The 15,895-nt window shown below is 69.6% G+C and carries 13 protein-coding genes; 12 read left to right on the forward strand and 1 reads right to left on the reverse strand.

The annotated features are described in order from the left end of the window. Positions 1 to 86 precede the first annotated feature (86 nt). Positions 87 to 2,339, reverse strand: coding sequence for an FdhF/YdeP family oxidoreductase (locus J4H86_RS25855; RefSeq protein WP_236540914.1), 2,253 nt, complete (start codon positions 2,337 to 2,339; stop codon positions 87 to 89). Positions 2,340 to 2,435: 96 nt separating this feature from the next. Between J4H86_RS25855 and J4H86_RS25860 the strand changes: the two genes are divergently transcribed. From J4H86_RS25860 to J4H86_RS25915, 12 genes are all read left to right on the forward strand, one after another. Continuing rightward, positions 2,436 to 3,392, forward strand: coding sequence for a LysR family transcriptional regulator (locus J4H86_RS25860; protein WP_236540915.1), 957 nt, complete (start codon positions 2,436 to 2,438; stop codon positions 3,390 to 3,392). A gap of 213 nt (positions 3,393 to 3,605) precedes the next feature. Next, entirely contained in the window at positions 3,606 to 4,757 is a 1,152-nt protein-coding gene (gene argJ, locus J4H86_RS25865) for a bifunctional glutamate N-acetyltransferase/amino-acid acetyltransferase ArgJ (RefSeq protein ID WP_236540916.1), read from the forward strand. Further along, complete coding sequence (gene argB, locus J4H86_RS25870; protein WP_236540917.1) at positions 4,754 to 5,698, forward strand: acetylglutamate kinase; 945 nt, start codon at positions 4,754 to 4,756, stop codon at positions 5,696 to 5,698. Before argJ ends, argB begins: the two co-directional genes overlap by 4 nt. Positions 5,699 to 5,757: 59 nt before the next feature. After that, on the forward strand, positions 5,758 to 6,927 hold the full coding sequence (locus J4H86_RS25875) for an acetylornithine transaminase (protein WP_236544185.1): 1,170 nt from the start codon (positions 5,758 to 5,760) through the stop codon (positions 6,925 to 6,927). Between the two features lie 2 nt (positions 6,928 to 6,929). Next, positions 6,930 to 7,892 carry an ornithine carbamoyltransferase gene (argF, locus tag J4H86_RS25880; RefSeq protein WP_236540918.1) on the forward strand — a complete coding sequence of 321 codons (963 nt, stop codon included), beginning with the start codon at positions 6,930 to 6,932 and terminating at the stop codon, positions 7,890 to 7,892. Continuing rightward, entirely contained in the window at positions 7,889 to 8,437 is a 549-nt protein-coding gene (locus J4H86_RS25885) for an arginine repressor (RefSeq protein ID WP_236540919.1), read from the forward strand. The genes argF and J4H86_RS25885 overlap by 4 nt, the downstream gene beginning before the upstream one ends. A gap of 134 nt (positions 8,438 to 8,571) precedes the next feature. Further along, positions 8,572 to 9,990, forward strand: coding sequence for an argininosuccinate lyase (argH, locus tag J4H86_RS25890; protein ID WP_236540920.1), 1,419 nt, complete (start codon positions 8,572 to 8,574; stop codon positions 9,988 to 9,990). Between the two features lie 864 nt (positions 9,991 to 10,854). Further along, the gene (locus J4H86_RS25895; RefSeq protein ID WP_236540921.1) at positions 10,855 to 13,422 is read left to right on the forward strand and encodes a sensor histidine kinase; all 2,568 of its coding nucleotides are present in this window, start codon (positions 10,855 to 10,857) and stop codon (positions 13,420 to 13,422) included. Next, the gene (locus J4H86_RS25900) at positions 13,419 to 13,868 is read left to right on the forward strand and encodes a roadblock/LC7 domain-containing protein (protein WP_236540922.1); all 450 of its coding nucleotides are present in this window, start codon (positions 13,419 to 13,421) and stop codon (positions 13,866 to 13,868) included. The genes J4H86_RS25895 and J4H86_RS25900 overlap by 4 nt, the downstream gene beginning before the upstream one ends. Beyond that, the gene (locus J4H86_RS25905) at positions 13,865 to 14,227 is read left to right on the forward strand and encodes a DUF742 domain-containing protein (RefSeq protein ID WP_236540923.1); all 363 of its coding nucleotides are present in this window, start codon (positions 13,865 to 13,867) and stop codon (positions 14,225 to 14,227) included. Before J4H86_RS25900 ends, J4H86_RS25905 begins: the two co-directional genes overlap by 4 nt. Beyond that, complete coding sequence (locus J4H86_RS25910; protein WP_236540924.1) at positions 14,208 to 14,816, forward strand: GTP-binding protein; 609 nt, start codon at positions 14,208 to 14,210, stop codon at positions 14,814 to 14,816. The genes J4H86_RS25905 and J4H86_RS25910 overlap by 20 nt, the downstream gene beginning before the upstream one ends. 83 nt (positions 14,817 to 14,899) lie before the next feature. Continuing rightward, the gene (locus J4H86_RS25915) at positions 14,900 to 15,811 is read left to right on the forward strand and encodes a sirohydrochlorin chelatase (protein WP_236540925.1); all 912 of its coding nucleotides are present in this window, start codon (positions 14,900 to 14,902) and stop codon (positions 15,809 to 15,811) included. Positions 15,812 to 15,895: the final 84 nt, after the last annotated feature.

Consider the following 15,895-nt stretch of genomic DNA (forward strand, 5'->3'; position numbering starts at 1 on the left):
CTGGGGGTGATCCCCAGGGCCCCTCAGTGCTTGGGCCTGTCGATGGTCGTCCCCCACCGGCGAGGTGGGGATCCGGACCGGTCGCGTCAGCCGGTCGCCGACTCCAGTCGAATGATGACGGACTTCGAGGTCGGCGTATTGCTGCCCTCGGCCGTGCTGTCCAGCGGAACCAGGGCGTTGGTCTCGGGGAAGTACGCCGCCGCGCACGACCGCGCCGTCGGGTAGGCGACGACGCGGAAGTTGTCCGCCCGGCGCTCGCCCGCGACCAGGTCGACCATGTCGCCGTCGGCGAAGCCGAGCTTCGCGAGGTCGTCGGGACTCACGAAGACGACCCGTCGGCCCTGTTTGATGCCCCGGTAGCGGTCGTCCAGTCCGTAGATGGTGGTGTTGTACTGGTCGTGGGAGCGCAGGGTCTGCAGGATCAGCTCGTCCTCCTCCACGTTCAGCACGTGGAGGGGGTTGACGGTGAAGTTGGCGGCGCCGGTGGATGTGGTGAACCGGCGCTCGTCACGCGGCGGGTGGGGGAGGACGAAGCCCTCCTCCGCGCGCGCGTTGAAGTCGTCGAAGCCGGGAATGACCCGCTCGATGCTGTCACGGATCAGGGAGTAGTCGCCCTCGAAGTCGCTCCACGGGGCGCTGTCCTCGCCGAGGACCGCGCGCGCCATTCGGCACACGATCGCGATCTCGCTCAGCAGGTGGTCCGACGCGGGAGCCAGGCGCCCGCGGGACGCGTGCACGACCGACATGGAGTCCTCGACCGTCACGTACTGCGGTCCGGTGGCCTGGACGTCGGTCTCGGTACGTCCCAGCGTGGGGAGGATCAACGCCTGGCGGCCGGTGACGCCGTGTGACCGGTTCGGTTTCGTCGAGATCTGCACGGTGAGTTCGCACCCGCGCAGCGCGGCCTCGGTGACGGCGGTGTCGGGAGTGGCCGAGACGAAGTTGCCGCCCATCGCGATGAAGACCTTCGCCTTGTCGTCCCGCATCGCGGCGATGGAGTCGACGACGTCGTACCCGTGCTCCCGCGGCGGTTCGAAGGAGAACTCGGCGCCGAGCGCGTCCAGGAACTCGCTCTTGGGCTTCTCGTAGATGCCCATCGTGCGGTCGCCCTGCACGTTGCTGTGGCCACGGACCGGGCAGACCCCCGCTCCGGGCCGGCCGATGTTGCCGCGCAGGAGGAGGAAGTTCACGATCTCGCGAATGGTGGGTACCGAGTTGCGGTGCTGCGTGAGGCCCATGGCCCAGCACACGATGATGCGCTCGGAGTTGGTGACGAGCTCCAGGAGGGCGTCGATCTCCTCCCTGTCCAGGCCGGTGGCGTGGAGTACCTGGTCCCAGTCCAGTGTCGCGAGGTGCTCGCGATACGCCTCGTATCCGGCGGTGTGGGAGTCCACGAACTCCTGGTCGACGGCGCCGGCCTCGACCAGCAGGGTGTTGAGCGCCTGGAAGAGCGCGAGGTCACCGTTGAGGCGGATCTGGAGGAACTGGTCGGTGAGGGTGGTGCCCTTCCCGACCACACCCGACGGCTTCTGGGGGTTCTTGAACCGGGTCATCCCCGCCTCGGGCAGCGGGTTCACCGTGACGATCTTGGCGCCGCGCTTCTTGGCGGCTTCCAGGGTGGACAGCATCCGGGGGTGGTTGGTGCCCGGGTTCTGTCCGACCACGAAGATCAGGTCGGCCTGTTCCAGGTCGTCGACGCTGACGCTCCCCTTGCCGACGCCGATGGTCTCGGTGAGGGCCACGCCGCTGGATTCGTGGCACATGTTCGAACAGTCCGGCAGGTTGTTCGTGCCGGCCATCCGGACGAACAACTGGTAGAGGTAGGCCGCTTCGTTGCTGGTCCGGCCCGAGGTGTAGAAGACGGCCTCGTCGGGGGAGGCGAGGTTCCCCAGTTCCCGCGCGATGACCGTGAAGGCCTCGTCCCAGGCGATGGGTTCGTAGTGGTCGCTGTCGGCGGCCTTGTACATCGGGTGGGTGAGCCGGCCCTGCTGGCCGAGCCAGTAGTCGCTGCGCTGGGCCAGGTCGCTCACGGGATGTTCGGCGAAGAACTCCGGTGTGACCCGGCGAACGGTGGCCTCCTCGGCGACCGCCTTGGCGCCGTTCTCACAGAATTCGGCGGTGTGTCGCTTGCCCGGCTCGGGCCACGCGCAGCCGGGGCAGTCGAAGCCGTCTTGCTGGTTGACTTTCAGCAGGGTCAGCATGGTCCGCTTCGGGCCCATCTGGTCCAGGCCGTGACGGAGGGACGAAACCACCGCGGGGATGCCGGCGGCGGAACTCTTGGGGGCGGACACCGACAGATGGTCGTCGTTGACGTCTGCTTTTGGCGCGTGACGAGGCATAATGTCAAGCTTCCCGAGAGGGACCGTGAGAGGTCAAAACGATTCCACGACTCACACCATAATCGAGATGTATCAAACGCCAGGTAACCTGCGATTATGCTTCTGCGCCACCTTGAGTACCTCGCCGCGCTGGCTCGGGAGCGACACTTCGCTCGGGCGGCGCAGGCGTGCTTCGTCTCCCAACCAGCCCTCTCCTCGGGTATTCGCAAGCTGGAGGCCGAGTTCGGCGTGATGATCGTCCGACGGGGGAACCGGTTCATGGGGTTCACCTCCGAAGGCGAGCGCATCGTCGAGTGGGCCCACCAGGTGCTGATCGACCGGGACCAGCTCGTCAAGGACGTCAACGCCCTGGACTCCGAGGTCTCTGGCCGGCTCAGGGTCGGCGTGATCCCGACCGCCCTGAGCACCGTCTCCATGTTGACCACGCCCTTCTGTCACACCTATCCGCGGGCGCAGGCCACGGTGGCGTCCCTGTCGTCCATCGAGATACAGCGGCAGATGCTCGACTACGAGATCGACGTGGGCATCACCTACATCGACAACGAGCCGCTGTCGGGTGTCCGTGGCGTCCCCCTCTATCGGGAGCGCTACGTCCTGCTCACCAGCGCGGCGCTGCAGTTCGCCGGCCCGGTGACCTGGCGGGAGGTCGCGGAGCTGCCGTTGTGCCTGCTGACGCCGGACATGCAGAACCGACGGATCATCAACAACACGTTCCGTGGTGTCAACGTCGAGCCCTACGCGACCATCGAGACCAACTCGGTGACGGCGCTGTGCGCCCATGTGCGGGACGGCGGGTGGGCGACGGTCATGCCGCACGCGTGGCTGCACCTGTTCGGGCAGCTCGACGGTCTGCGTGCCGTGGCCCTGCGCGACCCCGAGGTGTCCTACACCGTGGGACTCGTCGTCCCGGACCGCAAACCCGAACCACCGCTGGTGCGAGCCTTCCGCGAGCACGCGGTCAAGGTCGGGCTCCAGGAGAAGCTGGACCGCTTGCTCCACGGCGCGAGCGGCACGACGGTCCATCCGGACACCGCGAAGCCCCGCCTCTCCTAGCGTTTCTCCAGCGATTCCAGTTCAGCGCGTTGGTGACCTGCCCCGGGGGTGTCGCCGGTAGGGCGGTCGCGTCGGGGTCTCGTTCCCGGATCCCGCCCTCAGGGCTGATTGTTTATGCATTGATTTGCATATGATTTCATGCGGCTGGCATGATGGATCCACCGTCCGGACCGCTCGTGCGACCGGTCGGCCACCGACGCAAAGGGGTAGAACGTGAGCGTGACCGCCGCGCGTGGTTTTCGGGCGGCCGGAGTGACCGCCGGTCTGAAGGACTCGAACAACAGAGACGTCGCAGTCGTCATCAACGACGGACCGTCACGCGCCGCCGCCGGCGTCTTCACCCGCAACCGCGTCCGTGCCGCCCCCGTCCTCTGGTCGGAACAGGTGCTCGGTGGCGGTCGGGTGCGCGCGGTCGTCCTCAACTCCGGCGGAGCCAACGCCTGCACCGGGCCCGCGGGCTTCCAGGACACCCACGCCACCGCCGAGCACGCCGCGGACGCGTTGGCCGACTCCGCCTCCGAGATCGCCGTCTGCTCCACCGGACTCATCGGTGAGCGCCTGCCGATGGAGTCCCTGCTGCTGGGAGTCACCGACGCCCTGTCCTCCGCCGACGTCAGCGGAGGGCTCGCCGCGGCCGACGCGATCCGCACCACGGACACCGTCGCGAAGATCGGGTTCCGCCGCGGAGAGGGCTACAGCATCGGCGGCATGGCCAAGGGGGCCGGAATGCTCGCCCCCGGTCTCGCCACCATGCTCGTCGTGCTCACCACCGACGCCGATCTTCCCTCCGAGCGGCTGGACCACCTCCTGCGGGCGGCGACGGCGACGACGTTCGACCGGCTCGACTCCGACGGCTGCATGTCCACCAACGACACCGTCCTCCTGCTGGCCAGCGGCGCGAGTACCGTGCGCCCAGAGGAGGAGGACTTCGCCGCGCTGCTCACCGAACTCTGCCAGGACCTGGCCGAACAGCTCCTGGCCGATGCCGAGGGAGCGTCGCACACCATCGCGATCCAGGTGGTCGGGGCGGCGAGCGAGGACGAGGCGGTGGACGTGGGCCGTGCCGTCGCCCGCAGCGCCCTGTTCAAGACCGCCATCTACGGACGCGACCCCAACTGGGGACGCATCGTCTCCGCCGTGGGAACCACCGACGCGCGCTTCGAACCCGACCGGATCAACGTCGCGGTCAACGGGGTGTGGGTCTGCCGCGCCGGAGCCGCGGGCGAACCCCGTGACAAGGTCGACCTCAGCGGGCGGGACGTCGACGTCACCATCGACCTGGGCGCCGGATCCCACGGCGCCACCGTCTGGACCAACGACCTGACCGTCGACTACGTCTACGAGAACTCGGCCTACAGCACATGACGCACCCCAACCCCCACACCGACGCCCAGGAGAAGGCGGCCACCCTCATCGAGGCCCTGCCCTGGTTGAGGCGCTTCCACGGCAGGATCGTCGTCGTGAAGTACGGCGGCAACGCCATGGTCGACGAGGAGCTCCGCGTGCGGTTCGCCGAGAACATCGTGTTCCTGCGCTACGCGGGCCTGCGCCCGGTGGTCGTGCACGGCGGCGGCCCCCAGATCAACGCCCAGCTCGACCGGCTCGGTGTCGAGAGCACGTTCACCGCCGGCTTGCGGGTCACCACCCGCGAAACCCTGGACGTGGTCCGCATGGTGCTCACCGGGCAAGTGAACCGCGACATCGTCGGCCTCATCAACGCCCACGGCCCGCTGGCCGTCGGCATGTCCGGTGAGGACGCCCAGTTGCTGACCGCCGAGCGCAAGACCGCCGAGGTCGACGGTGAGACCGTCGACATCGGCCACGTCGGCGAGGTAGTGCGCGTGGACCCCAGTGTGCTCACCACGCTGCTGGACGACGGCCGGATTCCGGTCGTCTCCAGCATCGCGCGCGCCCCCGAGGGCGTGTACAACGTGAACGCCGACACCGCCGCGGCGGCTCTCGCCGTCGGCCTGGGCGCGAGCAAGCTCATCATGCTCACCGACGTCGAGGGCCTCTTCGCCGACTACCCCCAGAACACCGACCTGATCAGCCGACTCACGGCGTCCCGGCTACGGGCGATGCTGGGCGACCTGTCCGCCGGGATGGTGCCCAAGATGGAGGCGTGCCTCCGCGCCGTCACCGGCGGCGTTCCCCAGGCGCACGTGATCGACGGCCGCGTCCCGAACTCGATGCTCCTGGAAGTGTTCACCAACCGAGGGATCGGCACGATGGTCGTCCACGACTCCGAGCAACCGGCCGGCGCCGACACGTCGGCTCCCACCTCCCCTGACCAGGAGCCGACGTGAACACGAACGAAGCCGACGACACCACCGGCGGGCTGCGGGAACGGTTCGCGGCCGCGCTGATGCCGAACTACGGGTCACCGTCGATCGCGCTGGCCCACGGCTCGGGACGCCACGTCACCGACGTCGACGGCCGCACCTACCTCGACATGTTCGCCGGGATCGCGGTGTCCTCCCTCGGGCACGCGCACCCCGCCCTGGTCCGCGCGGTCAGTGACCAGGTCGCGCGTCTCGCCCACACCAGCAATCTCTTCCTGCACGAGGGAGAGGTCGTTCTGGCCGAACGGCTCCTGCGACTGGTCGGCCACGACGGGCGGGTGTTCTTCGCCAACTCCGGGACCGAGGCCAACGAGGCGGCACTCAAGGTGGTGCGTCGCGCACGCCCCGACCGCCAGGTCCTCGTCGCCGCCACCAACGGTTTCCACGGGCGTTCCTTCGGCGCGCTCGCGGTCACCGGTAAGGACGCCATCCGGACGCCCTTCGGTCCGTTCGGGATGGACGTCCGGTTCGTGCCCTACGGTGACCCGGTCGCCCTGCGCGACGCCGTCGACGAGTGCTGCGCCGCGGTGTTCCTCGAACCGACCCAGGGGGAGGCCGGCGTCGTCCCGCCTCCGGCCGGCTACCTCGCCGACGTGCGAGGTGTCTGCGACGCCGCCGGCGCGTTGATGGTGCTGGACGAGATCCAGTCCGGCATCGGCCGCACGGGACACTGGTTCGCCCACCAGCCCGCCGGTGTCCTCCCGGACATCCTCACGCTGGCGAAGGGACTCGGGGGAGGGCTTCCGATCGGAGCCTGCGTCGGGCTGGGCGACGCGGGCACGGCACTCAGCCCGGGTGACCACGGATCCACGTTCGGTGGCAATCCCGTCGCCGTCGCCGCCGCCTTGGCGGTACTGGACACCATCGAGGAGGAGAACCTTCTCGCCAACGTCGTGGAGCAGGGCGAACTTCTCGCCCGTCAACTGCGCGCCACCGCCGTCCCGCCCGTCACCGACGTCCGGGGGAGCGGGCTGTGGCTGGGGGTGACCCTGAGCGGTCCCGTCGCCGCGGAACTCCAGCGACGCGCCGCCGAGCACGGATTCCTCGTCAACGCCGTCGCCCCCGCCGTGATCCGGCTGGCACCCGCGCTGAACATCACCGGATCTGAGATCACCGAGTTCACGGACGCGTGGCCGCGCATCCTCACCGAGGTCGACGAGCGGACCACGAACCAAGGGACCGAAGGAGCCTGAGCATGACAGAGCTGACCCAGAGCCACCCCGGGGTCCGGCACTTCCTCGCCGACAACGACCTCACGCCCACCGAGCAGGCCCAGGTCCTCGACCTCGCCGACGAGATGAAGGCGAACCGGTTCCGGCACCGGCCCCTCGAGGGCCCGCATACGGTCGCCCTCCTGTTCGACAAGCCCTCGACCCGGACCCGGGTCTCCTTCGCGGTCGGCGTCGCCGACCTTGGCGGAATCCCCCTGGTCATCGACGCCCAGACCAGTCAGCTCGGCCGCGGAGAACCGCTCGACGACACCGCCCGCGTCCTGGACCGCCAGTGCGCGGCCATCGTGTGGCGCACCTTCGCGCAGTCCCGCATCGAGGACATGGCCGCGGCGAGCGCGGTCCCCGTCGTCAACGCCCTGACCGACAGCTACCACCCCTGCCAGATCCTCGCCGACCTGCAGACCATCCGGGAACGCCGCGGGAAACTGGCCGGACTCACCCTCACCTACTTCGGTGACGGCAGCAACAACATGGCCCACTCCTACCTCGTTGGCGGAGCGACCGCCGGGATGCGCGTCCGCGTCACCGCTCCCCCGGAGTACGCCCCCGACCCGGAGATCTTCGCCACCGCGCAGCGCATCGCCGCCGAGACCGGCGGTTCCGTCGAGATCATCACCGACGCCACCGACGCGGCCAAGGGCGCCGACGTGCTCGCCACCGACGTGTGGACCTCGATGGGCCAGGAGGCCGAAGCCGCCCAGCGCAGCACACCGTTCCGGCTCCACTCCGTGGACGCCGCCAAACTGGCGGTCGCCAACCCCGACGCCATCGTGCTGCACTGCCTGCCCGCCCACCGGGGAGAGGAGATCACCGCCGAGGTGATCGACGGCCCCGCCAGCGCGGTGTGGGACCAGGCGGAGAACCGGCGCCACGCCCAGAAGGCCCTGCTCGCCTTCCTCCTGGACGGTGGTTCCGGATCCCGATGAGCACGCCGGAGCCCAACCACGGGGGGACAGCACCGAGCCCCGTCACCAAGGCGGCGCGGCACGCCCGGATCACGGGACTCCTCAACCAGCACGCGGTGCGGTCCCAGGGGGAACTCGCCGAGCTGCTGGGCATGGCGGGCGTTCAGGTCACCCAGACCACGCTGTCGCGTGACCTCGACGAACTGGGCGCTGTGAAGCTCCGGACCGGGGACGGGGACCTGATCTACGTCCTGCCCGGCGAGGGGGGAGAGCGCCTGGAGCGGGCGCGACCCACCACCGACGGGCTGGACTCGGTGTCCAACGCACGCCTGACCCGCCTCGCCGAGGAACTCCTGGTGTCCGCGCGCGCGTCCGGCAACCTTGTGGTGGCCCGCACCCCGCCAGGCGCGGCCCAGTTCCTCGCCTCGGCCATCGACCACACCGACATCCCGGAGATTCTCGGCACCATCGCCGGAGATGACACCATTCTGGTGATCGCCTCCTCCGCGGACGGAGGAGAGGAGCTGGCAACGGCCCTGCTGCGACTGGCGAACCGCCGGCCCTGACCACCGGTGGCCGGCGACCACCGGCGCGGGAACGGGGCCGCGCCGACGGGCACCACCAAGCAACGAAGAGACCCGTGGGGGGGGGGCACCGACGGTGCCCCCGCCCCACGGGACGGACGGAGAAGGGAAACGTCGTGACAGACAACACCGAGCCCACGCGGCTGTGGGGAGGCCGGTTCGCGGGAGGCCCCGCGGACGCGCTCGCGCGACTGTCCGACAGCACGAGCTTCGACTGGCGGCTGGCCCGACACGACATCGCCGGCTCCAGGGCACACGCCCGGGTCCTGCACGCCGCGGACCTCCTCACCGAGGAGGACCTGACCGCGATGCTCGCCGGACTCGACCGCCTCGAAGCCGACGTCGAGTCCGGAAACTTCCAGCCGGTACCCGACGACGAGGACGTCCACACCGCGCTGGAACGCGGACTCATCGAACGCGTCGGTCCCGTCCTGGGCGGGCGCCTACGCGCGGGGCGCTCCCGCAACGACCAGATCGCCACCCAGATCCGGATGTACCTGCGCGAGCAGGCCCGCGCGATCACCAACGACCTCCTCGACCTCGTCGACGCGATCGTGGACCAGGCCGAGGCGCACCCGCACGCGCCGATGCCCGGGCGCACACACCTGCAGCACGCCCAACCCGTGCTCCTCGCGCACCACCTGTTGGCGCACGCCTGGCCCCTGCTCCGTGACACCGAGCGGTTCCGGGACTGGGACCGCCGCGCGGACGCCTCCCCCTACGGCTCCGGCGCCCTCGCGGGGTCGTCCCTGGGCCTGGACCCAGAGGCGGTCGCGGTCGACCTCGGCTTCTCCGCGGCCGTGGGCAACTCCATCGACGGGACCGCGTCCCGCGACGTGGTCGCGGAGTTCGCCTTCGTGGCCGCCATGGCCAGCGTCGACCTGTCGCGCCTCGCCGAGGAGATCATCATCTGGGCGACCGCGGAGTTCGGCTTCGTCACTCTCGACGACGCGTTCTCCACCGGGTCCTCGATCATGCCGCAGAAGAAGAACCCGGACATCGCCGAGCTCGCCCGTGGCAAGGCCGGACGGCTGGTCGGCGACCTCACCGGTCTGCTCACCACGCTCAAGGGCCTGCCCCTCGCCTACAACCGAGACCTCCAAGAGGACAAGGAGCCGGTGTTCGACGCCGCGGACACTCTGCGACTGCTGCTGCCGGCGTTCACCGGAATGGTCTCCACCCTGACCTTCGACACCGAGCGCATGGCGGAACTCGCCCCACGGGGCTTCTCCCTGGCGACCGACATCGCCGAGTGGTTGGTGCGCCAGCGGGTGCCTTTCCGAGACGCGCACGAGATCGCCGGCGCCTGTGTCCGGGCCTGCGAGGAGCGAGGCATCGAACTCGGCGACCTGACCGACGCCGACCTGGCCAGCGTCTCCCCATACCTCACACCGGAGGTCCGCGAGGTTCTCTCCGTCCCCGGCTCATTGGCGTCCCGGTCCGCGAAGGGCGGCACCGCCCCGGCGCGGGTCGCCGAGCAGATCGCGGACCTGCGCGAGGCAGCGGGCACCATGCGTGAGTACGGCCGCGGGTAGTACCCCGGGACCCCTGTCCCGGTCTGTCCGTCCGCGTGGAGTCGCGGCGCCCTAAACGGACGGGCCGGGCGGGGCGCGCGTCGGGTCAGTACGGGCGTCCGGGGGGTCCCCGAACGCCCGCGTCCGCGGCTCCGACCGCGACTGACGGTGATCTCGTCGGGCGCGTGTTGGCGTCCGCTCGGCGAGAACGCGGGGGAGCGGTGCCGCCAGGGGTATCCATTCCGGTCCGGTGCTCTTGCCGCGCACGACAGGCGCCGTGCGTCCGCCCCGCGTCCTTCGCCACCACACGCACCGACTGACGAGCGGAACCGCCGGCTCGCGGTCCTCGGTTCGTCGGCACCTCTCCTCTTGGCGCCGCACCGCCCCGGAGACCGACGAACGGCTCTCCCCGCCCCGTTCTTCGGGTCCGGAGGGGACCGACGGAACGAGCGGTGGCCAGGACCGAAGAGGCGCCCACTCCACGTGGCGTCCACTCCACCCGCGCCCGACGCCCACCCGGGTGGGTGAACGTCCCCTCCGGCCAGTACGTGGCGGCGCGCACCAAGGGCTCCTCCGGCCGCCGGTGGGGTTCTTCGCGGCCCATGCCGTGGGGCGAACCAGTGAGGTCGCGGCGGCCTGTCCCAAACCCGCGAACGACTTTTCCCAAACGAGCCCGCGCGTGGAGTCGGTTGCGATAACGTCACAGCTCAGCGTGAATCCTTGGGTTCACACCGGGTCACATCGATGGACTTCGTTGTGCCGCGGACGCGGCGACGACGGGGTCCACACCATGGCGACGACCAACGCGACCGCTCTCGGGGGGAACGGCCGCCGTCGCCAGCTCGGCACGCGAGGGGGGTAGGGCGTTCCACCGCCATGATCCGTATGGGGCAGGGGCAACAGCGGGAGGAAGCCACCGGGATAAGGTCACAGCTTCGACGGATCGTACTGATCCCTGGCGTGACCTTCGTGGTGCTGTTCTGTGTGCTCAGCGGGGCCGCGCTCATTCAGGCGGTGTCGCTGAAGCTCGCAGCCGTGGACGGTCGCGCGGCGGCCGACCTTTACCAGGCGAGTACACAACTCCAGGAGGAACGACGACTCGCTCTCGTCTACCTCGGGGAGACCGACCAAGGGAGTGACACCGAGGACGAGCCGGCGGGCGACGCGCTGCGCTCGCAGTTCGTCGCCACCGACGACTCGCTGCGTGACGTTGGGGATCGGGCCCGAGGGCTCACCAGCCGGGGGGCACCCGAGGTCCGGGAACACGCGGCGGAGTTCCTGGACGCGTTGGAGGGCCGTGACTCCCTGCGGGAGGACGTCCTCAACGGGGAACAGGACCGGCTCGGGGCGTCGAACGCCTACACCGAGCTCATCGACGCGGGCCACCGCCTCTTCGACGCGTCGGGACGCAACGTCCAGGACGCCGAGGCCGTGGCGATGGCCTCCGCGACCCAGGACGTCGTGCGGGGCCAGGAGGCCCTGGCCCAGGCGGACGCCGTGTTGTCCGGCGCGGTCGCGGCGGAGGAGTTCACGCCGCAGGAACAAGCACGGATCACCGGGCTGGTGGAACACGGCACCGCGTCTCTGGAGACCGCCTCGGGGCGGCTCACCGACGACAACGAGGAGACGCTCACGGCCCTCGTCGAGGGAACGGACTGGCAGAACGTCCAGGCCACGACGAACGAGGTGGCGACCAACGAGCCGATCGCGACGGTCGACTCCTTCGGCGTCCCCAACTCGCCCGACAGGACCGTGCCGGTGGACATCGAACAGTGGCGTACGGACATGGACGCGGTGAGCGGCGGCCTTGTCGGCCTGGCCGAGGCGCAGTGGCGCGAGCAGCTTGACTGCGCCGACGTCGCCGGCACCAACCACCTGACCTGGTCGGTCGGCGGGGGGATCTTCTCCCTGTTCGCCGCCGCGCTCGCCTACGGCGTCGCGTCGCGCTCGTCGAAGGAACTCATCGACCGGCTGCGCCGCCTGCGTCGCGACGTCCTCGAACGTTCCGAGCGTGACCTTCCCCGGATCGTCGGCCAGCTCGAGCGGGGTGAGCGCGTGGACCCCGGCGACGACGTGCAGCCACTGGACCACGGGGAGGACGAGATCGGGGAGGTCGCCAACGCGTTCAACGCGGCCCAACGCACCGCCGTGGCCTCCGCGGTGCGTCAGGTGGAGATCCGGGAGGGTGCCAACCGCGTGTTCCTCGCCATCGCGCACCGGAACCAGTCGCTGGTCCAGCGCCAGTTGGAGCTCCTGGACCGGATCGAACGCGACCAGGAGGACCCCGACCTGCTCAGCGACCTGTTCCAACTGGACCACCTCGCGACCCGGGGCCGCAGACACGCGGAGAACCTCATCATCCTCGGCAACGGACGACCGGGGCGGCAGTGGCGTGACCCCGTCCCGCTGACCGACGTGATCCGCGGGGCGATCTCGGAGACAGAGGAGTACGCGCGGATCAAGCTCCGCAACGTGCCGGAGGTGTCGATCGTGGGGTCGGCCGTCGGCGACGTCATCCACCTCATCGCCGAACTCGCGGAGAACGCTACGTCGTTCTCCCCGCCACACACCGTGGTTCACGTCAGCAGCGAACTCGTCCCCAAGGGACTGGTGATCGAGGTCGAGGACCGGGGGCTGGGCATGGAGCCGGAGGACGTCGATCGCGCCAACCGCGCGTTCGCCTCCCCACCCCAGTTCGACGTGGTGGCGCCGAACAACGACTCACGACTGGGACTGTTCGTCGTCGCCCGGCTCGCCGCCAAGCACCAAATCGCCGTTCAGCTACGCGGATCGCCCTACGGGGGGATGCGGGCCATCGTGCTGGTCCCGGCGCGCCTGGTCGCCCAGGGCCGGCCTTCGTACCCCGCCACTCCCAGAGACGGCGTACCGCGACCCCCCACCGGGCCGAACGACACCGCCACCGGGGCACAACGACAGACGACACCCGGGACCTTCGAGCGGGAACCCGGGCGAAACACCCAGCCGGAGGGCGTGCCCTCCGCCGAGATACACACGCTCGGTGTCAGTGTTCCGAAGGACCCGTTCTCCGAACCGAACCGACGCCCATCCCCCACTGGTGGCGAGCAGCGGCCCGCGTTGCCGCGCCGGCAACGTCAGGCCAGTCTCGCGCCGCAGCTCAGGACGACGCCGACGGTGTCGGAGGGAGCGCCAGCACCGCGAACGGCGTCCGACGTCCGCCAGACGATGACGGCACTGCAGACCGGAACCCGCCGTGGACGTCAGCAGGACAGCGACCTTGTACGGCGTACGGAGGGCGAAGCGCGTCCCGACACCGCGCGACGGACGCGGTCGGGAGACAACGCCGAACCCGCGGGGGACGCGGAGCACACCGAGAACGTGGAGCACACGGAAGGGACGGACCCGGGCACTCGACCAGTCGAGGTCGAGACCACCGAGCCGTCCGTGGGGACACGACCCGAGGAGGGTGCATGACGACGCAACGAGAAGGCGCCAAGGACGACTTGGGCTGGGTGCTCGACGATCTCGCGAACCGTGTTCCGGGCATTCGGCACGCCATCGCACTGTCCGCCGACGGACTCCTGCTCGGTCGCTCCCAACAGTTGTCCACAGCCGACGCCGAACACCTTTCCGCGGTCTCCTCGGCACTTCAGAGCCTCGCGTTGGGGACCGGCCGCCACTTCGGCGGGGGAGCGGTGCGCCAAACCGTCGTGGAGATGGAACACGCCTATCTCTTCGTGATCGCCGCCGGATCGGGCGCCTGCCTCGCGGTCCTCGCGGAGCAGAACATCGACGTCGGCCTCGTCGCCTACGAGATGAACCTCCGGGTTCGCCAGGTCGGCCGTAGTCTCTCGGCCCCACCCCGTGGCGACGCGCGCGACGCCGTTCCGCCCTCCTCACCCGCGGCGGCCCCCTCATGAGACCCCCGCAACCGAGCCAGGACACCAGCCCCCTGGTTCGGCCCTACACCGTGACCGGCGGACGAACCCGTCCCGTCCAGCCCGGTCTCGACATGATCAGCACCGTTGTCGCGACCCGAACACCGCGTGACCTGCCGGGTCTCCAGCCCGAACAGGTCGCGATCATCAACCTCTGCCAGCGCGCCATCTCCGTGGCCGAGGTGGCGGCACATCTTGACCTTCCACTCAGTGTGGTCAAGGTCCTGATCGGTGATCTCGTGGCGGAGGGAGCGATACTCGCCCGTGCCCCCGTGCCCGTGGCAGACCTACCGGAGATGAACGTTCTGCAGGCGGTACTTGATGGAATCCGCAGGATCTGACGTCGTTCCCGAGATCGAACCGATTCCCATGGCGATCAAGATTCTGGTCGCCGGGGGGTTCGGCGTGGGCAAGACGACTCTCGTTGGCTCGGTCAGCGAGATCACCCCATTACGCACCGAGGAGGTGATGACAGAGGCGAGCCTGGGCGTCGACGACCTCGCGGGAGTCGAAGACAAGCACACCACGACGGTCGCCCTCGACTTCGGCCGGATCACGATCGACGACTCGCTGATGCTGTACCTCTTCGGAACACCGGGCCAGGATCGGTTCTGGTTCATGTGGGACGAACTGTGCGAAGGGGCGTTGGGTTCGGTCGTCCTGGCCGACACACGCCGGCTGGAGTCCTGTTTCCCCGCTGTCGACTACTTCGAGCGGCGAAATATCCCGTTTATGGTGGCAGTCAACCAGTTTGACGGGATATGTCCCTACGGTGAAGAGGAAGTCCGTGACGCCCTGGACCTGATTCCGGAAGTCCCCATTGTCCTCGCCGACGTTCGTGAGCGGGCATCCAGCAAGCAGGTCCTGGTGGAGCTTGTCCAGCACGTCATGGCTCGTCGAGCCGCGGCTCGCGGGCCACGGCGAAACTGAGGGTTCCCCCGAAATGACACAATGCGCTAGCCTCCGTGGTCGCGCCGCAAGATCAGTAACCCCCTACTCGTTAGCATTGACGCGTGAATCCTGACACAGCACCCAATCCTGGCGGGCTCCCCCCGCGAGCACTCCCCAAGCGTCGTTCCGGTCGCCACCGGGACCCGCTGTCCTTCGACTCATGGATCGGTACCCCGCCGCTCCTGCTCGCCGTGCCGGGAGCGGCCGGTGACGAGGATGCCGCCGCGCGGATGGTCGACCTGGCCGGTTCGTACCGACCCGAGGTCGAACGCAGGGTCGGCTACCTCGGCGGGGACAGCGAACTCCTTCGCGACGTCCTCACCGAGAAGCGCGGCTCCGGCGGCGCTCTCGACGCCGTCGTAGTGCCCTTCACCGCGGGTCCGCGCCGGTCCGCCCAGGAGGAGGTGGAGGCGGCGGTCGCCGCCAGCGGGGCGCGGGTTCGTGTCACCGAGCCCCTGGGGCCGCACCCCATGCTGGCCGAGGTTCTGCACATGCGCCTCGCCGAGGCGGGCTTCGTGCGGGCCGACCGGATGCGGTTGATCAGTGTCGTGGCGGCCAGCGCCGAGATGGCCGATGGTGTCATCGTGGGCTCTGTCGGTGGTGGGGAGGGCCTGGAGGCCGCTGGTGTCGCCGCGGTTCTCCTCGCGGCGCGCCTGGGTGTCACCGTGCTCCCGGCCGCGATCGACGATCCCACCCATCTCGCGCAGACCGTCGAACGGCTGCGCCACAGTGGGTCGATGCGGCCGGTCCTGGCGCCCTGCGTCCTGGGGCACGAGGTGGACGTGTCAGTGGTGGACCGGCTCGTCGCGGACAACCAGATCCGCCGTTGCCAGGACCTCGGCTCGCACAGCACACTCGCCAAGATCGTGGCACTGCGCTACGCCGAGGTGCTGAACTCACTGGAGGCGGAGGGACCGCAGTCCCTGGACGAGCTGCCGGCGCCGACGGGAACGCGCCACCGCCGCGACTCCTGACCGACTCGACTCCCGGTGTCGGCGCCGGGCACGCCGCTCGGCGCCTTCCGAGTTCCCGTCTGTGACCTCGGGAATGAGGATGCG

The organism is Spiractinospora alimapuensis, from assembly GCF_018437505.1.
GTDB classification, from domain to species: domain Bacteria; phylum Actinomycetota; class Actinomycetes; order Streptosporangiales; family Streptosporangiaceae; genus Spiractinospora; species Spiractinospora alimapuensis.